The following is a 22862-nucleotide window of genomic DNA, read 5'->3' on the forward strand; positions in this document are numbered from 1 at the left end:
TCATTAATACCAGGTTTACTCGTATAAATGACTGCTCAAGAGGGAGAAAGGTTCTTTGTGTAATTAATACGTAATGATAAGATTTTTTGCTAATGTTGAGAAATGTGCTGTTGATTATTTTTTATTTTTTCATCTGGTAATACAAATTAAAGGCTGTGCCTGACTGCATTTTACTTGATATTTGTCAAGCCTTATTTCTGATCTATGTCATTGCTGACTACGGGCAGGTTATTGCATATTTGCATCCTATTATTTGCCCTTTTCAGCCATGGAGAAAGTAACCGCAATCAGTTATGGAGGTACCAATTCAAGAGTGGGCGACTTTTTAGTCAATCGCTTACTGCCCAATCGTTATGTAGATGCCGTTGGCCCGTTTATATTTCTTGACCACCTATACCCAACAGAACTAAATCCGGAAGCACCCGAAGTGCCAACCGGCGAATCGGCACATCCGCATCGGGGTATTGCCACATTCAGCTATTTGTTCAAGGGTAGCCTGGCTCATTTCGATAGCCAGGGACATCGCGGTACGGTAGCCTCGGGTGGGGTGCAGTGGATGAAAGCCGGGAATGGAATTATTCATGACGAACATCCCAGTATGACCGCTGCGGGCGGTTCTGTGCTCCATGCGCTGCAATTCTGGATTAATCTGCCCGCAAAAAACAAAGCAGAAGCCCCCGAATACCTGGCCGTGCAGGCCGACGAAATTCCGGAGGTGGTATTACCCAATGATGGTGGTATTGTGCGGATTTTGATTGGAGAATTAGGGAGCCAGGTCTCGCCGGTCAAAACATTCAGCAGGCAGTTTTTATACCATGTAAAGCTGAATCCAAAGTCATCGTTTACGTTGCCGACGCGGTCTGATTTTGAGTATGCGGCTTTCGTACCTTCCAACGAAGTAAACGTAAACGGATCGATGCTTGGTAACAGCAAACTCCTTACTTTTGAGATGGATGGTGGTGATATTGTGCTCCAGAGCGACCTTATTGCGTCAACCGATGTAATGCTGTTCGGTGGGGAGCCTTATACGGAACCCATCGTGGCAGAAGGGCCGTTTGTTATGAATACCCATCTGGAAATTGCGGAGGCATACCGTGATTTTTTTAACGGAAAATATGGTACAATCAAGTACACAGCGTAATGTACGATAAGCTTCGCAACTATATAGATACTCAACTAGCCGATACGGTGTCTGATGAGGAATTTGAGTTGATCAAACGGGCATTTGTCGCTAAAAAAATCAGACGGAAACAGTATTTATTGCAGGAAGGCGATGTGTGCAAATACATCGCCTTTATTGTCAAAGGAGCAATGCGCCAATACTCCGTCGATACTAAGGAAATGGAGCATATTGTTCGGTTTGGTATCGAGAATTGGTGGATGAGCGACCGGGAGAGTTTTATTATGCTTACGCCATCCCGGTATAATATCGATGCCGTAGAAGACACCGACCTGCTGATGATAACCAATGCCAGTTTGCAGGAATTAAGGGCTCATTCGCCGTCGTTTACAAAACTGGGGCAATTGCTCGATGAGCGGAGTTATATAGCCGCTCAGAAACGAATTCACGCATCGATAAGCCTTACTGCCGAAGAACGATACCTTGATTTACTAAAATCAAACCCTGAATTTTTGCAGCGGTTTCCACAGAATATGATCGCTTCTTACTTAGGTATTTCACCCGAAACGCTGAGCCGTATCCGTAAACATTCGCCGAGCAGGTAGTTAAGCTGGCCTTGGCAGAACTTCCCCAAACAGGGACGACTGGTTGCCCTGTTTGGGGAGCCCTGCCAAGGCTATTATGATCAGGCCAGTACTTTCGTGAGATTCTGGTAACTGATCTGAATATTCTCAATTCCGGGAGCCATATCCTGCTCGACGAAGAAGTATTTTAGACCGGCGATGCTGGCCGCAGCGAAAATACGCTTGAAGTCAACGACACCATTACCGACTTCGGTAATCGTTTTCAGATCCGACTTAATGTCTTTTATGTGCCAGAGCGGAAAGCGTCCTGGTTGCCCTTTGAACAATTCAACGGGATCTTTACCCGCTTTAGTTGCCCAGGCCAGATCCAGTTCCATTTTCACAAGGTCTTTATCCGTCTGTGAGAGAACCAGTTCGTAAGGGGTCTTCCCTCCTTCGACGGGATCGAATTCGGTAGCGTGGTTGTGATAGGCAAAACCAATACCTGCCTTTTTCGCAGCTTCACCGGTTTTCTGAAATACCTCGATTGATTTGTTGATCTCATCCAGCGTTGCCACAGGTGTACTGGCGCAAACCAGATAGCTCAATCCACCTTCGGCTGCTTCATCAACCAATTGCTGGTAGTTATCGCGCAGATTCAGCATGGGAGGCATTGGCCCATTACCAAATGGGTTTCGGGCAGGTGCTGCTGCCGCGCCCGTTGCCGTTGTACTGGCTGGCGGTGTTGGCCGTGGTTTAAACGGTGCTCCGCCAGCATGGTGCGCCCGCCATCGCATACCCATGCCTTCAACCAGCGTTTTAAATTCTTTGGCCGTGTAGCCGTAGTATTTTCCTTTCAGACTAAAAGCCGACTCGACCTCTTTATAACCCGTTGCGGCTACTTTTTCGAGTGTTCCTTTCGGGTCTTCGTTCATCTGTCTGAACAGCGTGAACAGCTGGATCCCGATCGGGCGGGAAGCGGCAAATCCGAACAACTGTTCGGCCTGTGTAAGCTGTGGTAGTGCCAGTCCACCTAACGCCAGCGCACTGGCCTGTTTCAAAAAATCTCTGCGGTTTCTCATGGAGGTAAAAGGGTTTGACGAGTAATTGGGTACTAGTTAAAAAGAAAAAGCCTGATGATAACAAAACGATCATCAGGCACGATTCAAGACAGGTTGATTTTTACTTATTTCTTAGCTTCAGCAGCGTTGGCTTCCTGTTTTACAAACTCACCACTGGCTTTTAATTCAACTTCATCGCTGACAACCACTACGGGTATCGTACCAATACTAAAATCAGAGCGTTTCACCGAACTGGCTATCTTAAAACCAACTTTTTCCTGCTCTTTGCCGCCCTGGCCTTTCATTTTTACAGGACCAACCATCGTTACATCCAGCGTAACCGGTTTTGTTACACCATGCATGGTCAGATCACCGGTTGCTGTATATTTCTTGCCGTCTACTTTCTTGAACGATGTGCTCTTGAAAGTCAGGGTTGGGAATTTCGCTGCATCAAAAAAGTCGGGGCTTTTCAGGTGGTTGTCCCGGCGTTCGTTGTCCGTATTGATGCTGGCTACATCGGCCGTAAGTTCAAAAACGGCATCTGAAAGGTCAGGCTTTGACGAAGTAACCTTGGCATCGAAGGTTTTGAAATTACCATCTACTTCTGCCAGCAGATTGTGAGTTACGGTAAACCCGACGCGAGAGTGGGCCTTATCGACCGTCCAGCTTTGGGCTAACGAAACTCCGGAAACGAAAAGGCAGGCAGCTAATACGGTAAGTGTCTTCATGTGTTTAATTGGTTTAATGAAATCAATTTTTCTAAGTTAGACTGGTTAATTCAAAAAGAAAACGGTTTAAAAAACGAGTAATTGCCTGATAAGCAAAACTACTTTCCTGAATCAGCTTGTAATTGATGTGTTTTTACCTGTAAAATCAACTTTCCTGTAGGTACATGTATTAGTTCCCTCAGATAACGCTACCAGCTATTAATCAGGTATCTACGTTGCTAAATTGGGGGAATTAAGCTGGATTTCAGAAAAGAGAATTGCGGAATGCCCGATTTAGGTAGCTGAATCCGGTATTTTTTCGGTTAAATACCTAAGTATACAATTGACGTAAATTATACTGGTTGTTGAAGTCGCTCGAAGAGCATTCGAAACCAAACCGAAAACGTATCTGGAGCACTGATTATTTCCTGCCCCAAATCATCGGCCGATATCCAGCGGACAGCGCAGACTTCGTCAGGATTGAACGGAACTGGCCCCCGGTAGCGACCGGTAAAAACATGATCGAGTTCGTGCTCCGTCAGGCCGTTCGGCAATTCAGCATGGTAGCGAAAACTGAATAGGGGTTCCAGCGCTGTCCGAAAACCCATTTCCTCGAATAGACGCTGCTCCGCCTGATCGGCGGTGTTATCGGGCCGACTTGGGTGGCCGCAACAGCTATTCGACCATAAACCGCCGGAATGATACTTTTGGGGTGCTCGTTGCTGAAGTAAAAAGTCTCCCTGATCATTGAATATCAGTACGGAAAAGGCCCGGTGAAGTTCACCTGACTGGTGTACGGCCAGCTTTTCGGCCGTGCCGATCACACCGTCATGTTCATTGACAAGCAATACGGTTGGTGAAGATGTAATTTCGTTCGTCATAAGTGAGTAGAATAGACTGTAGAATCAAGCACCAGATAAGCTCAATATACCATTATTTTATGAACGGTCTTGCAGGGGTGCGTAGTTTAGTGATTTTCAGCAAAAAGTGAAATTTAATACTGAGTTTATACAAACGGCTCATCAATTTGTTTTGGAGTTAATGAAACTGCTGCCAGATAGGAGCTAGTTCACCGATAAATTGCCGGGTGTAGAAACCAGTTGCATCAGGATTGGCGTCAAGAATAGTAATATCCAGGCCTGTTTTTAGCAAAATGATTAGGGTAAAATCAGGTTAGGGGCAATGGCGCTATTAATGGGATGAAGGTCGATTAACCAGTAAAACACCCACCAGAATGACAGCCAGAGCTGCAATTTGCCGACCCGTTATCACCTCGTTGGCCAGCGCCCAACCGAGCAATACGGCTACCACCGGATTAACGTAAGCGTAGGTGCCTACCACGGCTGGTGGGCGTACCTGAAGTAACCACAGATACGATAAGTACGCGACAATCGATCCAAACACAATCATATACACCAGAGCCGTCCAGGTTCGAGCCGTTACCTGATCGAAACTAAATCCTGACCACTCACCCAGTAACCAGCTCACAAAAGCACAGAACAGGCTGGCTGCCAGTAATTGGATGGCTGCATTCAGGATGGTTGAGCCTGGGGCTGTACGGTATCGGGAATAAAGTGATCCGACGGCCCAGCAAATCGTGCCCGTTAAAATAACAGCTACGCTTGGCCAGTACATACTGGCTTTTGCCTGTGATACAAACGCGGCCGGATCTTCGCTGAAAAGCAGCAGAATACCACCAAAACCCAGCAAAAGCCCAACTAAACGGAGTTTAGCCGTGCGATACGTCGCCCATTGTGGTCGATCGAGTACCACAAACCAGAGTGGTAAAGTCGTGACTAAAATGGCTGCCAGACCGGTTGGCAGGTATTGTTCAGCCCAGATGACCGAGCCAGTGCCTCCACCCAGCATCAGTGTACCAGCTAGTGCGTTACGTGGGAGCGTCATACGCATGTCTACCCGCTCACCCCGCATACGACACCATCCGTATAGTAACCCACCGGCAATGAAGAACCGAAGCGACGCCATCACAAAAGGGGGCAGGCTTTCCAGGCCGATCAGGGCAGCTATATAGGTTGATCCCCAGATCAGGTAAATAGCTGCGAATGCGAGTACGACAGGCCAGGACGTTGAGAGAGCACGCGGCTGCGTTTGTGTTGTCATGCCTTTTTATGAGATAAAGCGCCTGCTTTTATAGGGGCCAAATGATATGATTGTCAAGACTTAATTTTAGCAGATTATGCTGATTAGTGAGCTTTCTCAGAAATCCGGTTTTCCAAAGCATACAATCCGATACTACGAAAAAATCGGACAATTGACCTTGAACAGAAAAGACCGGCAGAATACTAATTACAAAGAATATCCGACATCTATATTAACCCGGCTGCGAGCTATTCAGTCGCTGAAACAGGCGGGTTTTGCGCTCCCGGAAATTCGGCATACGGTACTACCTACCAGCGTGGCGAGTTTGACTGTGCGGCCGAACAGCTGAAAATAACTGAAAAATTCAGCTGATCGACGAACAGGTCAGGCCATTGAAGTAAACATAAGCAAAGCTACTATCAGTTACGGCCAGTTGCCCTGACCAATGTGGCGTTGTGGCTGTTTTAGAACGCACGCTGAAAACCTGAATCAAACTCCCGTCTCAACGGGGTAACGGGCCCGACGATTACACCGTCACAATCAGTTTGCCTTTTGTTTTGCCGGTCTCAACCAGTGTATGCGCTTCGGGAAGCTGATCGAGCGAAAATGTATCGGATACATGCGATCGTAGAACACCTTTGGCCAACAGGTCGGCAAGCTGACGCATGTCATCGCCATTTGATGTTACCCCCTGCCGAAAGCCGTTGATGCTTTTAGCCCGCGCTTTTTCGGTTATAACGGCTTTGTTGCCTACGATACCAACAAGAGTACCGCCCGGCCGGATAATGGTCAATGATCGCTCAAACGTATCTCGCCCAATCGGGTCCAGCACAAAATCGATGTCGCTTAGCTCCTCATCGAACGTGTGAGTCGTATAGTCGATGTGTTCATTGGCACCCAACCCCAGCACAAAGTCACGATTGACCGCCGATGATGTGCCGATCACGTAGGCTCCCAGGTACTTCGCCAGTTGTACCGCATAATGCCCAACACCACCCGCAGCCGCATGAATGAGTACCCGATCGCCCGGTTTGATCTTGACTAAATTGACCAGTGACTGCCAGGCTGTCAAGGCAGCGAGGGTGGCTGCGGCTGCGGATTCATGCGATACATTATCGGGTTTTAGCGCAAGCTGTGAGGCTGGAGCCGCCACATATTCGGCATATGCCTGACCGTGGCCGGGAAAATGAACCATACCAAAGACGGCATCTCCCGGTTTGAAATCAGTAGCATCACTGCCGATTTCTGTTATTATCCCCGAAATATCCCAGCCTAATACGACTGGCTCACCAGCTTTAGGCGTAAACCAGGGCGGAAGCGGGCGGCTGGCACGAATAAAGGCGTCTACGGGGTTTATGCTGATGGCTTTTACCTGAACAAGTACATCGGCAGGAGCCACTGCCGGAACGGGAAGATCGGCCAGAATTAGGTTGTCAACTCCTCCCGGTTCTTTAAGAATTACTGCTTTCATGTCTAGTTAATTGATTGATTACTGGTATGGTTGGCCGAAATACGATGCTGATGAATCTGGCAACGAGCGTCACCTGAATAAACTATTCAAAAAATAGGTGGGTTTATGGCGGGAAACAGCCGATTTTCGGTGAGAAAAATCGGATCGCTGAACTGGTATGATGGATTAAAAACTGAGGTACAAACGTTGAAATATGAAAAACGTACATCCATAGCGGGCCCCTAAACTGACTCAATCAAAGTATTGTCCGAAGATAATTTATTCGGCAGTTAATAGTTCCGGTTCATGGATCAATTCTGGGAGTTCAGTGCAGAATTGATTGATACGCGCTCATCTGGTAGCTATTCTTGTTTCTTGATTGCGACGTGTTAACCTCTTTACTGATCACTATGGCTTATCAAAATAAACTAGTTCAGAATAAAATAACCGGCCAGAACATCCGGTTTTTGCAGACAGCTGCCGACACGAATGGACAACTGCTGGAGATGGAATCGACCTATCGCGCGCACTCAAAAGAGCCAACGGCGCACTATCACCCCTATCAGGAAGAAGATTTCGAAATTCTGGCCGGAGAGCTAACGGTGCAACTGGATGGGCAATTGAAAATTCTGAAAAAAGGTGATAAACTGCATGTTCCGGCTAATACCGTACATGCCATGTGGAATGCCTCTAACGGTGAGACCGTTATCAATTGGCAGGTAAGGCCAGCCATGGACACCGAGCAACTGCTCGAAACGGCAAATGGGCTCGCCAGCGATGGTAAAGTGAAGGCAACCGGAATGCCACCACTGCTGCAGACAGCACTCATGGCCAACCATTTTTCGAATGTTTTCAGGATTGCTAAACCACCGTTTGCCGTGCAGAAAATCCTGTTTACGCTCCTGACGCCGTTTGCCTATCTTGCTGGCTATAAGCCGACCTATAAGAAATACCTCGACTAGCAAGCTTTATTGCCTGAAAATCGGAGAACGTTTCTACAGCGTACAATGGCCTAACTCTTATTACCCAGTGCCATATACCGGTCGATGGCGAGGTACTTCGGCTGGTCTGGCTGGCTGCTGATGGTGCCGTTTTATGGGTAGAAAGCTACCGGAAACCGGGGCTACACAGGACTCACAACTTCCGCTAAAATCTATATCTTTACTGGAAAGCGCTGTTGTAGCCGTATTTTCTACACCTCAGTAAGCATGAAGCCGTTCAACGACACAAAACTGCGAATTTTTGGACCCATCGTACTGTTTGTGTTCGGCACTATCTTTTTCCGACTGAACTGGTATTTTGAACTATCACTTCCGGATATCATCAAATCAGACCTTATTGCCTTAGCCGCTGGCTTTACCTGCTGGGAAGTAGCCCGGCGGGTTATTATGTCGTTACAACGGCGTTTCCCTGATCTGTCTCAAACACAAACACGCTTCAAATGGCTGCTGGCACTGGTTCCGGTATTGGTCAATTTCGCCTGGTTTATTCGATATGTAGCCCAGAATGTGGCGAATGACAACGTTTGGGAATTGCCTGATTTTGTCAACTATACCTATTCGATTGGGATTCAAATTTTTTATTGTTGTGTTTACATGGTCATTTACGAAGGAATTTATAGCCTGCGTAAATGGAAACAGACACATGCAGAGAAGGAGGCCCTCCGAAAAACCGCGTTACAGAGCCAGCTCGAAGAACTAAAAAGCCAGATCAATCCCCATTTTCTGTTCAATTCACTCAATTCGCTATCAGCCCTGATTAGCGAAAATCCAGCGCAGGCTGAAACCTTCGTCGATGAGATCAGTAGCGTTTATCGGTATTTATTGCGCAATAATGAAGATCGACTCACACCTCTGCGCGATGAACTGGCTTTCATCGAGTCGTATTATCACCTGCTGAAAACCCGTTATGGTGACGGTATTGACATTTATATGGCTGTCGATCCGCAATATGACGACTATCTGTTGCCACCCCTAACGTTGCAGATGCTGGTGGAAAATGCCGTTAAACACAACGTAATTCTGCCGGAATTGCCCTTGCAGATTGACATACGGGTGCAGAATGAACAGCTTATTGTTCAGAATAATTTACAGCGTAAAACAACCAAAGTGGCTTCAAATCGTATTGGATTAGCGAACATTCTGGCCAAATACAAACTGCTGGGTGAAGATCAGGTATCGATTGAAGACGATGAAGACTATTTTACGGTACGATTGCCCTTGCTGCGTGCCCACCAATTGACAGCTACCCCATAATGAATACATCCTTCAACGATAGTAAACTCCGTATTTGGGGCCCCGTTGGGTTGTTTGCGTTCGTTGCGCTATTTTTTCGGCTGGACTGGTACCTTAAGTTGCCCATTCGAACTCTCCTGATCAATGATCTGATTGGATTATCGATCGGGCTACTATGGTGGCAACTGGCGCGGTGGGTTGTTTTGCAGCTTCAGGCTCATTATCCCGGCCTGCACAATAGCCGGAAACGCCTGCTCTGGTTGCTGATACTGCTGCCTGTTATGGCGAATCTGGCCTGGTTTATACGGCAGACTACGCGCTTCGTGCTCGATGGGAATATCTGGTATTTTTCGAAACTGATTGAATACTCGAGGGCCGTTGGCATGCAGTTTTTTTACCACTGCGTTTATTTTGTGATTTACGAAGGCGCTTATGTGCTCAAAGAATGGCGAAAAGCGCAGGTCGAGAAAGACGAACTAACAAAACGGAACCTCCAGAGCCAGTTGGTTTCGCTGAAAAATCAGGTGAGCCCTCATTTCCTGTTCAACAGCCTTAATTCCATTTCGTCGCTGATTGCCGAAAATCCCCATCAGGCCGAAGCCTTCGTGGATGAACTGGCGAGCGTGTATCGGTATCTGTTGCAGGCGGGTGAACGCGAGCTGACTACGCTGCGCAACGAACTGACCTTTATAGAGTCGTATTCGTATCTGCTCAAGATGCGATATGGGGCGGGGCTTGAGTTAACGATTTCAGTCGACCCGGCTTACTATCAGTACTTAATGCCACCGCTTACGTTGCAACTGCTTCTCGAAAACGCCCTTAAACACAACGCCTTTCTGCCCGATCGGCCCTTGCAGATCACAATTCGTACGATTCAGGGCAATAAGCTGGTCGTCGAAAACACAATCCAGCGTAAGCGTGTGCGGGTAGAAACGGCAGGCGCCGGATTGTCGAATATGGCCACTAAATACCAGGTACTCGATCAGCCAACGCCAACCATCGAAGAACTGGACGATTGTTTTCGGGTAACCCTGCCGCTTTTGGTCGACCACGGATCACTCGTCCATTAAGTAGAACGTAGTTATTTTCCCATCCACTTTTTGAAATCGGTTGCCCGTTCGCGGCTTACCAGAACCTCTTCGTCGGTAGCCGGTTTGAGTATAAGTTTGAGCTTATTGTTGAAGTAGGGGTGGATCTGCTGGACCGTATTGATCTGAACTATAAACTGGCGATTAGCCCGGAAAAACTGTGCTGGATCAAGCATTTTTTCCAGCTCATCAAGTGGATAATCCAGTGAATATTTCTGGTTTGCGTGCGTACGAAATAAGCTGACGCCTTCTTCCGAATAAAAATAGGCAATGTCGCTAACTTCAATTGGTACCCACTGCTGCCGGTGTTTTACCAGAAATCGACGGCGGTAATCGGTAGGCTGGATTTGCTGCCGAAGCTGTTGAACCAGCGCGTCGATATCCATTACGCCCACATCACTGGTTTTAGGTTCAATCGTGTCGCCGTTATCGGCAACCGTACGCTTATATTTGGCCAGACTGGCCTCCAGTTCGTGCCGTTTGATGGGTTTCAATAAATAGTCGATACTATTGACTTTGAAAGCCCTGAGCGCGTATTCGTCGTAGGAAGTTGTAAAAATAACCGGCGCACCAACGGTTGTTTGCTCGAAGATTTCGAAGCTTTGTCCGTCGGCCAGTTCGATGTCCATTAGAATTAAGTCGGGCGCGGATGGCTGACCGGGGCCATTGGCGTTGAGCCAGGCAACCGACGATCGTACACTGGCTGCGGTGCCAACGATCTGAATGGTTGGGTCTACATCCAGCAAAAGCTTGGATAGTTTCCGGACGGCTAATTCTTCATCTTCAATTAAAAATACGTTCATAGGGTCGCTACCCGGAGGGTGAGGTTAAGTTTCTGGCCTGGTTATGTTACAAAATGATAAAAGAAGCACTATTTATCCAAAATTATCTTGTTTGAACTGATATAAGTGAGCCATGAAACGGTGCTTTCTGGGTATGAAACCGCGTATTTCCGGGGTAGAATTACTCAGAATTGGCCAGTAATGGCAAGGTTACACTAAAAGTCTGATCATTTTCCTGAATGCTTACCGAACCCTGGCCAAGCAGTTGATATTTAGTGGTTATGTTGGATAAGCCGACCCGGTTTGATGGCACCCGGACATTTTTTCGCTGCACATTATTTTGTACTTCCAGCCTTCCATCCGGCGTTGTGCCGATGCGAATCGTGAGCGGTTGCTGGGGAAGAATGATATTATGCTTCACCACGTTTTCAATCAGAATTTGAAGCGTTAATGGAGGAAGCAGATGATCGGCTAAGGCCGGATCAATAGCGAGCCTGAGCTGAATACCGTCGCCATAACGTGTATTGAGGAGGTGAAAATACGATTGAGCGAACTGAATTTCCTGACTTAGCGTAGCGAGTTCGGTCTCATTACTTCGGAGCAGATAGCGATACACACTGCTCATTTCTTCCACAAATCGTTCGGCCTGATCGGGGTCATCTTCAATCAGCGACGATAACGAATTGAGCGAATTGAATAAAAAATGGGGGTTGATCTGGCTTTTTAATCCATCGAGCTGGCTTTGCAGATTAGCCTTTTTGAGCTGTTCGGTTTCAATGAGCGTTTGTTCCCAGTGCGTAAAAGCAAAAACACCTTCATAAACCGTAATGACCATAACAACCACCAGGAGGTCATAGGTATAAGCCCACCCCAACCAGCCCGGATAAACAGGAAATGCTGGTGAGGCAACCACTTTATATAATCCATAAATAACCGATATGGTCAGGCATGATTGAAGACCGGTTAGAATAAACATAAAAAGAATGCGCCGGGGAGTCTGCTGAGGGTGCGGAAAATGCTGATTGATATAAATGGAAATAGCATTGTTCGCCAGCCAGTTGCCATAAGAAAGCAGACCTGCCGATAGGGTAGCAAATCCGAAAATCTGCCAGTTTTGCCAGTATACATTTCTCAGCAGAATCCAGTTCAGAATAAACACAAAAACGGGCAATACGATCAACTGCAATGTACTGTCCTGTTCTGTGTAGCTGAATCGTTTCATCCGACTACTGGGTTTCAGCGACAAAATTCTCCTGGGTCTGCGACGTACGGACCAGCGGAATCTGAACCGTAAACAGGTGGCTGTCGTCTTCAATAACAGGTCGGGGTAGCCCCAGGGTTTCGAAGCGGGTAGCCAGCATACTTAGCCCGCCCGGTTGCGTTGACACCGTCAGTTTCTTGCGCTGAATACCATTACTAATTTCCAGGCTGCCGTCTTTAGTCGTTAGGATACGAATTGTCAATGGCTGTTCAGGTAAGAGCAGGTTGTGGCGGAGGGCGTTTTCAATGAGTGTCTGGATGGTGAGCGGAGGGAGCCACCGATCCGAAAACTGATTATCGACCCGGATGTCCCAGTGGATAGTTGTTCCGAAGCGTGTATCGAGCAGATAACGATAGGCTGTAAAAAATGTCATCTCATCGCAGAGTGTTACAATGGGGCGTTGTCCGGCCTGAAGCAGGTACCGATAAACGCTCGATAACTCATCCAGAAACGCACAGGCTCTCGTTCTGTCTTCGGCAATGAGCGCCGATAGCGAATTGAGCGAGTTGAACAGGAAATGGGGATTCACCTGATTTTTCAGCCGATCATATTGTTGTTGCAGGCCTACTTTTTTCAGCGCTTCAGCTTCCTGTAACGCTTCGCGGTATTTCTGGAGGTAATAGATGACCTCATAGATAGTCCCAACAATGAGCACCCAAACCAGGCTGACGGCTATAAATTTACCGTATACCTCACCCGTAGCGGGAATACTGCTGAGCCCGGTTGCACCTGAGAGCCAGACAATCATGGCCTGCATACTGGCCGTGATCACCAGATAGCCGCCAAACGTAATAAATACTCGTTTACGGGTTTGTTTAATGTCAGAATATCGCCGACGGATGTACATCAGCCATTGCAGGGTCACATGCCACATGAGCGAAGCATAGCCGATGCCAACAAGCGACCAGCCTACGTAGAGCCGCAGGTTGTAGTAGCCCTCCCTTAAAAAGAGGAGATTAGCCAGTAGTACCGCCAGCGGAATAACAATCCAGCGGAGCCATTTGTCGTTAGGATGTTCCAAGAGCGATTTTGGTTGAACAAAACGGGGAATCACGATTCAGGTAAAATTAATGATTTTTCGATCTCACAGGTAGTCAACCGCTTATGGGTTGGTGATGTAAAAATAAAAGCCCACTCACCTTCCGAAAATGGTGAGCGGGCTCATGTGACAAATTCAGCTGATGAAACGGTATTTTAGGTAATGGATTGGCGAAGTATCCCGGAATGAGTTAATGAATCGAGCGCTTCAGTTGCTATTTCTTGATACTTACGCGCTGTGGCCTGTTTGTGTTAACTTAGTGGAGGTCGGCCAGCCACTGTTGCGCAAACGAACGAGCTTCTGCAACTGGCTCTTTGCCTAGTCGATACAGAAATTTCCATTCGGCTGGTTTGCGCTGGTAGAGTGGGTTGGCAAACTCCTGTTTAGACCCCATCGGCACGAGTCTAGCTTCAAAATCAACCGAATTGCTGAGTTCGATAAAATCCTGTAGCCGCTTTTTTAGTAAGGGTTTAAAGTCAGCGTGGGCGTCAAATTCGGCTTTTTGTTGACGATATCGGGCAATACCTTCCCGGTTGGCCTCCGAATCGTTGGCCGGTTTGGCCATATTGCCCCGTGCCTGTTGTTTGATATAGGCTAAATACTGCTTTTTGAAGTCGGCCGCTGGGAGCGATAGCATCTTTTTGAGGTCAGAAATATAGCGTGCCCGCTCTGTACGCTCATCGCCGGTGAGTGAGGCTAACTTCCGTTCTTCATCCGGCAATTGCGAGCGGATAGCCATTTGCAGCATAGCCGGGTCAAGTTGAGCAAAGGCCTGATCCATGTTTGCCAATTGCCCTTCTGCGGCCACTTTTCCGGCATCGTGCTCCTGTTTTTTCTTTGCCAGATTTTCGGGGCTGTAAGTATCGTTGTATGGGTACTCCTGCTTCAGATCCTGAAGCCATTCCTGCCGGAAAACAGATGATTCAACGTACGTCCGAACGGTTTTGCCTAACGTCCGGACTGTGGCCGCCCTCGACGATTCGGGTAGTCGGCGGGCCATGGTACGAATCGTTGAGGTGCTGTTGAAAAAGAACCATTTGGGTTCCTTCAGATTGAGCAGTACGTCTTGTTGGAGTTTACCCAGACCAATGCCCAGATCGGCCAGTACATCGCTGGAACGGGCGGCTATCAGCCAGTAGCTAGCTGTAAGCAGTGCCAGTAAAAAGAGTTGTTTAACGGGTTTCATGATATTGGTTATAAAAAGAGGAAGGAGTTGATGCTGACAAAGTTGGCAGAGCGTTCGCACTTACAGAAGTGTGACTGAAACCAAGTGCAACAAACGAATGGTCAACCGTAGTATTTTGTCGTTGAAATGAATCGCGGGGTAAGTGGATATGAGCCGGTTTACCCCGCAATTCATTTCCTGTAACTACCCAATGGCTGAACCAATTGGTGCCTGATTTATCTGATAGCTAAACAACGTTTGTATGTCTCCGTTAGGCTCTGTCTCGAATACTATCCGGCAGTAAGACAGGCCCGCTGGTGTATTGGTAAATAGCCAGTTGCGGCCTACCTGCGAGAGAATAAACAACCCATTATCATCGCCGAGTGCGTTGAAATCGGGCATGGGCGTTGAGCGACTGAATTGCGTTACGCCAAACTGTTGTTTGAGCTGGCGGGTCGTATAAGCCACGTTCTCGGTTACAATGCCTATTTCGCTGATGCCCTGAAACAAATCGCCGATGGTCAGGTTCGGATTGTCGAGTAACAGTTCGTTTCGACCGATAAATTCGAGCAGATTGCCGTTGTTATCGTAGAAGTAACAGGCTCTGGCGTTCCAGTTGGGGAAATCGGCAATCGTTTGATTAACAGCCTGTGTGTCCAGATAATCGAGTTGATAGCAATGCATGCATACTTCCAGAGTACCCGCTGGAACGTTGATGGCAAAGTGATAAGGAGCCACCGGAATGGTTACCGCCCTGAATGTCAGACGTGTCCAGCCCAATTGCAGTGTGATGTAGTCCGCTGATTCGGCCAGAATATCCAGCCCTAATTGCTGCGTGTAGAATCGCCGGGTCCCTGCCGGATCGGCTGTATAAAGTTCAATATCAAGGAATTTCATGGCCTGGGAGATAGACTACTACCTGCTTTCTGTTGTTTACTGCCCCAAAAATGGTTGATAAGCGGTTGGTAAATCAAGAGTCTGATTCCTGAAACGGAAAAAGATGGGCATGAACCGTTTTTGCATCATTCTACCGACTACTAAACCAATTGATTGAAGCATCTGTATTTTTTTGTACATTCGTTCTTGCTTTTGGGCAATCATAAGGAAGACACCGTCAATGACTTACGAAGCCTGGTCACCCCTTTTTCTGGGCATGGTGATTGCCATGTTGCTGACCAATGCCGTACAATGGTTCATGTATCGGGAACGCATTTACGGCCTTTATACCATATATACGCTGACCTGGGCCGTTTACTTTACCATTAACCACTTTGGCCTGCCTAAAAATATAGCTAATTTCTACAAGCTGCTGCTGTCGTATTCGTCGTATATTCTCTATCTGGAGCTGGCCAAAATTTTTCTGGAACTTCGGGGGCGCCCCCGGTTTTTGCAATGGGTAACCCGCGTGCAGTGGGTATTGGTCTTCTACTGCGTGACCAAAACGTACATCTATCTGTTTACCGATTTCTGGCAAACAAAGCTTCACGATCTACTGCTTCATCCGGTTCGCTTTGCCCTTCTCACCGTCGGCGGTTATATCGTTTTTACGTTCTATCGATCCAAAGACATGGTGGCCCGGTTCTTTGTTGCCGGTACTGCCTCCCTGATGATCAACCACTCGATCACGCTGCTTCTGCTGATTCGTTCGTCCAATCTTAGTCTGAAATTACCGTTCTGGCAACACCCCGATCTGTTTGTTCAACTGGGTGTAGTACTGGATCTGATATTCTTTTCGCTGGGTATTTCGTACCGGCATCGGCGCGAAGCCGTTCGGAAGGCCGTTGTTGAAAAAAATCTGGAAAACGAACGCGAACAGCATTATCGTGAACAGCTCGAAGCCGACCTCGCCATGCAGCAGCTCCAGCATGAAAAAACGGAAGTGCAGATGCGGGCTTTACAGAGCCAGATTAACCCGCATTTCCTGTTTAACAGCCTGAATACACTGTCGTCGCTCATTGACGAAAGCCCCCGGCAGGCTAATGATTTCGTCGATGAATTATCGAGCGTTTACCGCTATCTGCTGCGGAGTAACGAAAATGAATTAACGACGCTGGATCTTGAACTGACCTTTATTTACTCGTATTTTCACCTGCTCCGAACCCGGTTTGGTAACAATGTGAGCCTGGAGGTGTCCATCGATGAGGCTTATAACAAGGCCTGGCTTCCACCGCTAACCTTACAGTTACTGGTTGAAAACGCGGTAAAGCATAATGTTGTTCTGCCCGAAGCACCACTCCTTATTCGTATCCGTACGACCGATCAGAAACAACTGATTGTCGAAAATACGCTGCAACGGAAACCATTGCGGGTCGAATCGAATGGCGTAGGTTTGTCGAACATTTCCATTAAATATCAGCTTCTGAATCAACCAGATCCCATGATTGAAGAACAGGATGGCTGGTTTCGGGTTACTTTACCCTTGCTCGTACCCCAGACGATGCTGATGAAGCAGCAAGCCTAAGAATATAAATGGGTAACTGGCGAGCAAATTCTGCCAGTTACCCATTTATTTCAACCTAGTTGCTATTCTTTATACTGCTTTCCAGCTCATAATCGCTTTGTGGGAATCGCCGTCTTCTTTGACCGAAACTTCCACTTTCAGCGTTGTCGACGAAGCTTCGATCACTTTCCATTCCGATACATCGGTTGCATCAGTTCCGTTAATGATGCGAATTATTTTCGTCTGTTCATTATACGACCAGGTGCTGGGTTTCACGACCGATGGGTCTGCCTGATCATTGGCGCAGGAAAGCTGACCATTGCTGCCCGACAGTTTGCCGCCTTTCTCGAAAACAACCGTGTTGTCTTTGTCGCAGGGGCGCATAAACACCATCAGGTCCGGATCAATTTTACCATCGCCATCCATGTCGATGGCAGGGCTGATTTGAAAAGAGGTCATCATCAGATTCTTTCCAACGAAAGCCAGCGAACCTGTGCCAGTGGTCGTTCCATCGGGCTGAACAACCGTGTCATTTTCTTTCTTACATCCCGACAAAGAGACTACTAATACGGCTGCAATAGCCAGAATAAAGGTATTAAATCGTTTCATGAGTATTTGTTGTAGTTACTGTGAAAAGAGGATTTTGGCGTAGTCGACAGTGGTTTTTGCGTCGACGGTTCAAAGATGGCAGTCGGGAGGGGGCACAATCAATCAGCAAGCGGATGAAGCACCGTTTTGAGTCCGTGAAGCGGAAAGAAAAGCCAGTGGGGGGTCAGGCCGGTTTGATCAGTTGTATCACCACTTCAAACGACTCTTCGGTCTCGGTGATTTGAATAGGAGGGAGGTCCAGCAGCCTGTATTTTTCTGTGATATTCAATAATCCTTTCTGCGTAGACTTTGTGTGGCTGTTGATTTTATGCTGAAGATTATTCCAGATGCAGAGCGCACCGGTTTCGCTGGTCGAAATGCGAATAAGAAGCGGTCGATTGGCCGAAACGACATTGTGTTTGACCGCGTTTTCAACGAGTAACTGAAGCGTCAGCGGGGGCAGCAGGTAGGACTGAAACGTGTCGGCAATATCCAGATCGACCCGAATGCCCTGGCCGTATCGGGTCGTCAGCAAATGTGAATACGAATGGATGAACGTTAGCTCGGTTGCCAGTGTGGTTAACTCGCGATCGTTTGCCTGAAGCAGGTAGCGATAAACGCTTGACATCTCATCGACAAATTGCTCAGCCCGCTGCGGTTCGTCAGCGATCAGCGACGAGAGCGTATTCAGGCTATTGAACAGAAAGTGTGGACTGATTTGCACCTGTAAGGCCCGCATCTGCATCTCCGTCATTTCCTGCCTTAACTGCTGAACCGCCAGATCGGTCTCGGCCTGTTCGCGCAACCGTTGTTCACGCTCGTGAGCCAGTTCTTTGTCGACCAGTGCCTTTCGGATCGATTCGCGCCGGTGGCGATAAGCGAGACCCAGCGAGAAACAGAGTAGTTCCAGAAAAATACCAATATGCAGATACGTCAACGGAGCCTGCCAGAACGGCGTAGGGTCTGGACTGGAAAGGTCGAGCCAGAACAGCGTGAGTAGCATAGAGGCTACCCCACCCAAAACCAACAAGAGTGAGCCGGTTATAAATAGCCGGGAAACGGCGTTTGGTCGCTTATAAATGCGAACGACGATGTAGATGGAGAGTATCGCCAGGACAAGCCGAACCGCAGTATGAACAATTTCGTGGATCGGCTTCGACCACAAATCTGTCGCGAAGCAGAAAATCAACTCCACAACAAGGTACGCCAGCAATCCGGCCTGGGCATAGCGAAACAGCCGAACCAGTCTGGGGTTACGTTTTTTTAATTCAAGGAAAGCCGTTGTAAACTCGAAATAAACAAAATAGGCGACCATTGGGCCAATGGTTCGCAGGAAATACCAGACATTATCGGGTAGGTCAACGGTTCGCGACGGGTTCCGGAGTATGAAATAACTCAGCCAGACGAGTATGTACAGGGTATACAATCCATACACACGCTCCCGATACCAGAGCCACTGCACGACGTTGTACAGGAGCATGGCTGTGAGCATTCCCAGAAATACCAGGACCCATGTTTCGTAAGTCATTTAGGCTAATGACAGTGTAAGCAGGCAAATTTAGGCACAACCTTGCAAAGGTCGTCTTTGTCGTTGCCATACAAGCAGTCTTAACCATGAACCGGACAAACAGGTTTATCAACCGAAAAAAAACGGATGTGAAACGACCGGGTACGGGTGTACTGATTTAAAGCCGGGTTTCAGGATGAACTGGTATCCTGAAACCCGGCTTCAAACCAGACTATTGCATCAGTTCATGAGCCCAATCGTTAACTTTTTGCTGTCGTTGCAGCAGGGTCGAAATGGCTCTGGTGGCTAAAATGTTCGAATTATACTGACGGAATTCAAGGCCCATGCGCCGTACCTGCTGGCGGTACGTTTCATTGGCCAACACCTGCTCGACACCCTGCCGAACCTGTTCTTGCTTAGGAGTTTCGGTCTTCAGATTGACGCCCAGTTTAAAATAACCAACCCGTGCTGCAATTTCATTTTTACCCTCATGAACACCCGCTATTACCATAGGCAGGTTGTTCTGGATGGCCAGCATAACCCCGCCGTAACCGCCATTCGTTACATACACATGCGCATAAGGCATGACCGCATTGAAATCGATGAAGTCTTCAATAATGAGGTTTTTTTGCGGAAAACGTGCACGCAATTCGGCCGTTTGCGAGCCACCCGTCGTGGCAATAACCAACGTTTCGGAGTCACCTTTGTAGGCTTCCAGCGTAGGAATAATTATTTTTTCGGGATCTCGCTCAACCGTTCCCTGCGTAACCAGAACAACACGCTTGTATTGTTCGACCTCGGCAACTTGCTTGAATGGATGCTTATGGCCATTACTATAGGGAAGCATTGGTCCAACAAAATGCACATTCGGGCTTATGTCGCTGCGTGGGTATTCAAAAGCAGGCACACCACTCTGTAAATACAGATCGGGCTGGCGGATAAAGGCATCGAACACGAAATCCTTGGTTGCTGGTAAGCCATGTTGGGCCAGCAGTTTATTGTACAGGTCCGTGCAGGGTTTCAGCAGGTGATTAATGGTCATATAGCGCAGAAACCGGTGCTTTAGTTGCCCCAGCATAGTCGCGGCCGGTTCAAGGCCCATGCCGGTCGGAGGGAGATTTTTCGACGTTTCGCCCAGTGGTACAACACCAATGGCCACTACTGGAATATGGAGCAACTGCTTAATGAAAGGAGCACCCGTAAACAACACATCACAGATCAGCAGATCAAAAGGAAACTCTTCGTGAATGGCCAGCAGGTCTTCGACAAATTCAGGAGCCCGTAGCAGAAACACGTTATTGATATCGAAACGGAGCCGGGCAATGGAGCTTTTTATTTTTTGCCGCTCGGGTAATACCGTGTCCATGTTGAGCTGATTAATTTCCTGGGCTTTGCCGTAGGGATAATAGGTAATTCCCAACTTCTTGATTTTGTCGGCATAAGTTGGGCCGGTATACCAGCGTACAGTATGGCCAACTTGCTGAAGGTGAACGGCAAGGCCCGTTAGTGGATTCAGGTGGCCATCCATGGGCATGGTGGCAAAAAGGATACGTTTGTTGTTCATTGTAGTTGTTGTTAATAAGAGGAATAGTGCCTGCGAGGGTATTATGAATCAAAGATGCAGAGCGCTAACCACTGCTAAGAGTTATTTGTCGTTGAAACGGTAAACTTCGGCAACGAACTGCTTCTTACAAGCGTTTAATCGAAGCAGTTAGTAATCGGTTACTTTGCTGCGAGTTGAGCCTCGGCGTTCTTCTTGGCTACGTCGTTATGAATCTTTGGTATTGTTTTGAGGTACTCATAAATGGCCCCAACTTCATAGTCGGTCAGCGTTGGGTGTGGGCCCATTGGTGCCCGCAGAATGGAACCATCGGGACGAACTGCGCCTTTTACGGCCTTAATGAATTGTGCCTTCGTGTATTTTTTGCCGATACCAGTCTGTTCATCAAAGGTTAAGTTGGCCGAAAAAATAGTTTTCCCGCCTTCACCTTTCATCTCGTTACCTCCTCCGTAGAAACCCGCCGACTGTTCGGGATGCTCGCGACTCTGTTTCGTAAAATCAGCGGAGTGGCAACTGTAGCAGTCAGCTAACCCGTTGGCCATGTACCGCCCGAATGCCACTTCATCGGTGCTATCCGGAATGGTCTGAAACGTTGGTTCATAGGGCTTGGCTCCCATCATGGTGTGAGCCAGCAACTTTGTCACGAAACTATACTCCGAAACCGGCGCTTCCTGTGCACTTGCCTGAACCTCAAACCGGTCAGAGCGTAGCCAGGCTATGATCGATTCAACATCGTCATCAGCCATCAGTGGGAATTTGGGCATGATGGGCGCAAATGTTCCATCGGGCCGCACCCCCGTGCGCAGGTAGTATTTCAGATCGCCATCGGTCCAGTTGCCAATGCCCGCTTTTTTGTCCTGCGTGATATTGGGCGAGTAAAGCGTTCCGAATAGTTCGGGCAATTCGTGCATTGCTTTGCCTGTCAATCGATTATCATGTGCGGCATGACACTGAATGCAGAGAATATGGGCAATGGCTTCTCCACGCTTGATTCGGGCCGGTGTTTTTTGAACCGTTAGGTGAGGGGTGGCCGGTGGATCATAAGAAGGAATACCCGTCAGAGCAACATACGTGCAGAAACCAACGGCAGCTAAAACAAGGCAGCCAACAATGATTCCCAGAATTTTAACGATTTTTTTCATGATTTCAGGTAAAAAGAGTGATTCAGATCGCCGGTAAAGGCGTGGCAAAAGTGGCCGTTAAAGCAGCCTGATGGCAATAGAAAAGCCGTTGAAATGGCAGAAACCGCTGCTGAAACGACGCAGATACCCGATAAAAAACGAGCTGACGGCAAGTCGGCCATCAGCTCGTTTAAACGTCCCCTAATCCTGCCAGGCCTGCGCTGTTGAAAGCATCAGATGAGTTTAGTTATGGTTGTTAATTGACTGGTTACTGCTCGTTAGAATTTCGCCGTAAGACCTAAACGGAGGGCCGAAACGCCATAGCCAACTTCGGCAAAGCCACCAATCTTTTCGCTGAACATGTAACGGGCTCCCGCATGAATGCCCAGGTATAAACCGCTTGAGTAAGGGCTGTAATAATCGCCACTGTAGCCATATGTGTCTTTGTAGGAAGCATGACGGAAACCAAGCGATACACCAGCGTATGGATCAAATTTTTCGTTGCCCGTATTGAGTAATTCGCCGAGGTGATAGGAAGCCCGTGCACCCACATAAATAAAAGTATAGTGCCAGCTGTACCCGCTGTAGTTATAGCCATAGCGGGCATAATCGACAGAACCACCAACCGAGATGTTATTCTGGATCGTTTTCTCTACTGACACGCCAATCGGAATGCCACCAGCCGTATAGGCACCCAAACCAATACCGGCATTGATGTAAAGTGGCCGATCGCCGGATGATTGCGCAGGCATATTCCGCACCGAAGCGCCGGGTGTAGTGGCTGGCTTTTGTGGAGCTGAAACAGGTTTAGACGAAGAAGCCGTGTTGTGCGCTACCGGTTGAGCGGCCGATGTAGATTTGGTTGTTGACGCAGTCGGTTGTGCAAAGCGGGTAGACATCTGGGCCGAAGCTGCAAAGCCACTCATCATGAGCAGCGATAAAGAAAGCAAATAGGGTTTCATTAGACGCGTTGTTAAAAAAGAGGATGATTGATTGACATGACCCGCAGTTTGTTGCGGTTGATAGACCAAAATTGGCATGATTGGCCAGGAGAAATCAATTGCCAGCTGCATGA

The 22862-nt window shown here is 47.9% G+C and carries 22 protein-coding genes; 7 read left to right on the plus strand and 15 right to left on the minus strand.

The window, feature by feature from the left end; translation table 11 throughout:
* Nucleotides 1–268: 268 nt before the first annotated feature.
* Together GJR95_RS21845 and GJR95_RS21850 are read left to right on the plus strand one after the other, a co-directional pair.
* On the plus strand, nucleotides 269–1141 hold the full coding sequence (locus tag GJR95_RS21845; RefSeq protein ID WP_162387873.1) for a pirin family protein: 873 nt from the start codon (nucleotides 269–271) through the stop codon (nucleotides 1139–1141).
* Complete coding sequence (locus GJR95_RS21850; protein WP_162387874.1) at nucleotides 1141–1725, plus strand: Crp/Fnr family transcriptional regulator; 585 nt, start codon at nucleotides 1141–1143, stop codon at nucleotides 1723–1725. Before GJR95_RS21845 ends, GJR95_RS21850 begins: the two co-directional genes overlap by 1 nt.
* Nucleotides 1726–1805: 80 nt before the next feature.
* On the opposite strand, the gene GJR95_RS21855 is transcribed toward GJR95_RS21850, so the two are convergent.
* The 4 genes from GJR95_RS21855 to GJR95_RS21870 form a co-directional block, all read right to left on the minus strand.
* Complete coding sequence (locus tag GJR95_RS21855; protein ID WP_162387875.1) at nucleotides 1806–2765, minus strand: sugar phosphate isomerase/epimerase family protein; 960 nt, start codon at nucleotides 2763–2765, stop codon at nucleotides 1806–1808.
* A gap of 104 nt (nucleotides 2766–2869) precedes the next feature.
* Entirely contained in the window at nucleotides 2870–3472 is a 603-nt protein-coding gene (locus GJR95_RS21860; protein ID WP_162387876.1) for a YceI family protein, read from the minus strand.
* A gap of 332 nt (nucleotides 3473–3804) precedes the next feature.
* Nucleotides 3805–4332 (minus strand): isopentenyl-diphosphate Delta-isomerase, encoded by a 528-nt coding sequence (gene idi, locus GJR95_RS21865; RefSeq protein WP_162387877.1) that lies wholly within the window; start codon nucleotides 4330–4332, stop codon nucleotides 3805–3807.
* Between the two features lie 310 nt (nucleotides 4333–4642).
* On the minus strand, nucleotides 4643–5572 hold the full coding sequence (locus GJR95_RS21870) for an EamA family transporter (RefSeq protein ID WP_162387878.1): 930 nt from the start codon (nucleotides 5570–5572) through the stop codon (nucleotides 4643–4645).
* A gap of 76 nt (nucleotides 5573–5648) precedes the next feature.
* On the opposite strand from GJR95_RS21870, the gene GJR95_RS21875 reads away from it, so the two are divergent.
* Nucleotides 5649–5900: a MerR family transcriptional regulator gene (locus GJR95_RS21875; protein WP_162387879.1), complete on the plus strand. Its 252-nt coding sequence runs from the start codon at nucleotides 5649–5651 to the stop codon at nucleotides 5898–5900.
* Between the two features lie 177 nt (nucleotides 5901–6077).
* Here GJR95_RS21875 and GJR95_RS21880 read toward each other — a convergent pair whose 3' ends face one another.
* Nucleotides 6078–7022, minus strand: a complete 945-nt coding sequence (locus GJR95_RS21880) for an NADP-dependent oxidoreductase (RefSeq protein WP_162387880.1) — start codon at nucleotides 7020–7022, stop codon at nucleotides 6078–6080.
* Nucleotides 7023–7411: 389 nt separating this feature from the next.
* Here GJR95_RS21880 and GJR95_RS21885 point away from each other — a divergent pair, with 389 nt between their 5' ends.
* The 3 genes from GJR95_RS21885 (at nucleotide 7412) to GJR95_RS21895 (ending at nucleotide 10305) form a co-directional block, all read left to right on the plus strand.
* Entirely contained in the window at nucleotides 7412–7963 is a 552-nt protein-coding gene (locus GJR95_RS21885) for a cupin domain-containing protein (protein WP_162387881.1), read from the plus strand.
* Between the two features lie 246 nt (nucleotides 7964–8209).
* A complete protein-coding gene (locus GJR95_RS21890) occupies nucleotides 8210–9256 on the plus strand; it encodes a sensor histidine kinase (RefSeq protein ID WP_162387882.1) in 1047 nt (348 codons plus the stop codon).
* Complete coding sequence (locus GJR95_RS21895) at nucleotides 9256–10305, plus strand: sensor histidine kinase (RefSeq protein WP_162387883.1); 1050 nt, start codon at nucleotides 9256–9258, stop codon at nucleotides 10303–10305. Before GJR95_RS21890 ends, GJR95_RS21895 begins: the two co-directional genes overlap by 1 nt.
* Before the next feature lie 11 nt (nucleotides 10306–10316).
* Here GJR95_RS21895 and GJR95_RS21900 read toward each other — a convergent pair whose 3' ends face one another.
* The 5 genes from GJR95_RS21900 to GJR95_RS21920 all read right to left on the minus strand — a co-directional run bounded on the left by GJR95_RS21900 (nucleotide 10317) and on the right by GJR95_RS21920 (nucleotide 15467).
* The gene (locus GJR95_RS21900; protein WP_162387884.1) at nucleotides 10317–11126 is read right to left on the minus strand and encodes a LytR/AlgR family response regulator transcription factor; all 810 of its coding nucleotides are present in this window, start codon (nucleotides 11124–11126) and stop codon (nucleotides 10317–10319) included.
* Nucleotides 11127–11286: 160 nt separating this feature from the next.
* Complete coding sequence (locus GJR95_RS21905) at nucleotides 11287–12327, minus strand: sensor histidine kinase (RefSeq protein ID WP_162387885.1); 1041 nt, start codon at nucleotides 12325–12327, stop codon at nucleotides 11287–11289.
* Nucleotides 12328–12331: 4 nt separating this feature from the next.
* Nucleotides 12332–13387 carry a sensor histidine kinase gene (locus tag GJR95_RS21910; protein ID WP_162387886.1) on the minus strand — a complete coding sequence of 352 codons (1056 nt, stop codon included), beginning with the start codon at nucleotides 13385–13387 and terminating at the stop codon, nucleotides 12332–12334.
* A 274-nt stretch (nucleotides 13388–13661) separates the two neighbouring features.
* The gene (locus tag GJR95_RS21915) at nucleotides 13662–14591 is read right to left on the minus strand and encodes a hypothetical protein (RefSeq protein ID WP_162387887.1); all 930 of its coding nucleotides are present in this window, start codon (nucleotides 14589–14591) and stop codon (nucleotides 13662–13664) included.
* Nucleotides 14592–14774: 183 nt separating this feature from the next.
* The gene (locus GJR95_RS21920; protein ID WP_162387888.1) at nucleotides 14775–15467 is read right to left on the minus strand and encodes a VOC family protein; all 693 of its coding nucleotides are present in this window, start codon (nucleotides 15465–15467) and stop codon (nucleotides 14775–14777) included.
* A gap of 220 nt (nucleotides 15468–15687) precedes the next feature.
* On the opposite strand from GJR95_RS21920, the gene GJR95_RS21925 reads away from it, so the two are divergent.
* Complete coding sequence (locus tag GJR95_RS21925) at nucleotides 15688–17031, plus strand: sensor histidine kinase (protein WP_162387889.1); 1344 nt, start codon at nucleotides 15688–15690, stop codon at nucleotides 17029–17031.
* Between the two features lie 69 nt (nucleotides 17032–17100).
* Here GJR95_RS21925 and GJR95_RS21930 read toward each other — a convergent pair whose 3' ends face one another.
* The 5 genes from GJR95_RS21930 to GJR95_RS21950 form a co-directional block, all read right to left on the minus strand.
* Nucleotides 17101–17619 (minus strand): hypothetical protein, encoded by a 519-nt coding sequence (locus tag GJR95_RS21930; protein WP_162387890.1) that lies wholly within the window; start codon nucleotides 17617–17619, stop codon nucleotides 17101–17103.
* Nucleotides 17620–17782: 163 nt separating this feature from the next.
* Nucleotides 17783–19126, minus strand: coding sequence for a sensor histidine kinase (locus GJR95_RS21935; RefSeq protein ID WP_162387891.1), 1344 nt, complete (start codon nucleotides 19124–19126; stop codon nucleotides 17783–17785).
* A 211-nt stretch (nucleotides 19127–19337) separates the two neighbouring features.
* Complete coding sequence (locus GJR95_RS21940; protein WP_232540823.1) at nucleotides 19338–20669, minus strand: glycosyltransferase; 1332 nt, start codon at nucleotides 20667–20669, stop codon at nucleotides 19338–19340.
* A 158-nt stretch (nucleotides 20670–20827) separates the two neighbouring features.
* A complete protein-coding gene (locus GJR95_RS21945; RefSeq protein WP_162387892.1) occupies nucleotides 20828–21808 on the minus strand; it encodes a c-type cytochrome in 981 nt (326 codons plus the stop codon).
* A 257-nt stretch (nucleotides 21809–22065) separates the two neighbouring features.
* Nucleotides 22066–22749, minus strand: a complete 684-nt coding sequence (locus tag GJR95_RS21950; protein WP_162387893.1) for a porin family protein — start codon at nucleotides 22747–22749, stop codon at nucleotides 22066–22068.
* Between the last annotated feature and the right edge of the window lie 113 nt (nucleotides 22750–22862).

The organism is Spirosoma endbachense (assembly GCF_010233585.1).
Classification (GTDB): domain Bacteria; phylum Bacteroidota; class Bacteroidia; order Cytophagales; family Spirosomataceae; genus Spirosoma; species Spirosoma endbachense.

What these genes read in the sequence shown, in the direction of transcription:
- GJR95_RS21875 (WP_162387879.1), top strand. Translation starts at nt 5,649, where the DNA reads ATGCTGATTAGTGAGCTTTCTCAGAAATCCGGTTTTCCAAAGCATACA.
- GJR95_RS21890 (WP_162387882.1), top strand. Translation starts at nt 8,210, where the DNA reads ATGAAGCCGTTCAACGACACAAAACTGCGAATTTTTGGACCCATCGTA.
- GJR95_RS21925 (WP_162387889.1), top strand. Translation starts at nt 15,688, where the DNA reads ATGACTTACGAAGCCTGGTCACCCCTTTTTCTGGGCATGGTGATTGCC.
- GJR95_RS21905 (WP_162387885.1), bottom strand. Translation starts at nt 12,327, where the DNA reads ATGAAACGATTCAGCTACACAGAACAGGACAGTACATTGCAGTTGATC.
- GJR95_RS21920 (WP_162387888.1), bottom strand. Translation starts at nt 15,467, where the DNA reads ATGAAATTCCTTGATATTGAACTTTATACAGCCGATCCGGCAGGGACC.
- GJR95_RS21895 (WP_162387883.1), top strand. Translation starts at nt 9,256, where the DNA reads ATGAATACATCCTTCAACGATAGTAAACTCCGTATTTGGGGCCCCGTT.
- GJR95_RS21915 (WP_162387887.1), bottom strand. Translation starts at nt 14,591, where the DNA reads ATGAAACCCGTTAAACAACTCTTTTTACTGGCACTGCTTACAGCTAGC.
- GJR95_RS21900 (WP_162387884.1), bottom strand. Translation starts at nt 11,126, where the DNA reads ATGAACGTATTTTTAATTGAAGATGAAGAATTAGCCGTCCGGAAACTA.
- GJR95_RS21940 (WP_232540823.1), bottom strand. Translation starts at nt 20,669, where the DNA reads ATGAACAACAAACGTATCCTTTTTGCCACCATGCCCATGGATGGCCAC.
- GJR95_RS21870 (WP_162387878.1), bottom strand. Translation starts at nt 5,572, where the DNA reads ATGACAACACAAACGCAGCCGCGTGCTCTCTCAACGTCCTGGCCTGTC.
- GJR95_RS21845 (WP_162387873.1), top strand. Translation starts at nt 269, where the DNA reads ATGGAGAAAGTAACCGCAATCAGTTATGGAGGTACCAATTCAAGAGTG.
- GJR95_RS21930 (WP_162387890.1), bottom strand. Translation starts at nt 17,619, where the DNA reads ATGAAACGATTTAATACCTTTATTCTGGCTATTGCAGCCGTATTAGTA.
- GJR95_RS21860 (WP_162387876.1), bottom strand. Translation starts at nt 3,472, where the DNA reads ATGAAGACACTTACCGTATTAGCTGCCTGCCTTTTCGTTTCCGGAGTT.
- GJR95_RS21935 (WP_162387891.1), bottom strand. Translation starts at nt 19,126, where the DNA reads ATGACTTACGAAACATGGGTCCTGGTATTTCTGGGAATGCTCACAGCC.
- GJR95_RS21855 (WP_162387875.1), bottom strand. Translation starts at nt 2,765, where the DNA reads ATGAGAAACCGCAGAGATTTTTTGAAACAGGCCAGTGCGCTGGCGTTA.
- GJR95_RS21950 (WP_162387893.1), bottom strand. Translation starts at nt 22,749, where the DNA reads ATGAAACCCTATTTGCTTTCTTTATCGCTGCTCATGATGAGTGGCTTT.
- idi (WP_162387877.1), bottom strand. Translation starts at nt 4,332, where the DNA reads ATGACGAACGAAATTACATCTTCACCAACCGTATTGCTTGTCAATGAA.
- GJR95_RS21945 (WP_162387892.1), bottom strand. Translation starts at nt 21,808, where the DNA reads ATGAAAAAAATCGTTAAAATTCTGGGAATCATTGTTGGCTGCCTTGTT.
- GJR95_RS21850 (WP_162387874.1), top strand. Translation starts at nt 1,141, where the DNA reads ATGTACGATAAGCTTCGCAACTATATAGATACTCAACTAGCCGATACG.
- GJR95_RS21885 (WP_162387881.1), top strand. Translation starts at nt 7,412, where the DNA reads ATGGCTTATCAAAATAAACTAGTTCAGAATAAAATAACCGGCCAGAAC.
- GJR95_RS21880 (WP_162387880.1), bottom strand. Translation starts at nt 7,022, where the DNA reads ATGAAAGCAGTAATTCTTAAAGAACCGGGAGGAGTTGACAACCTAATT.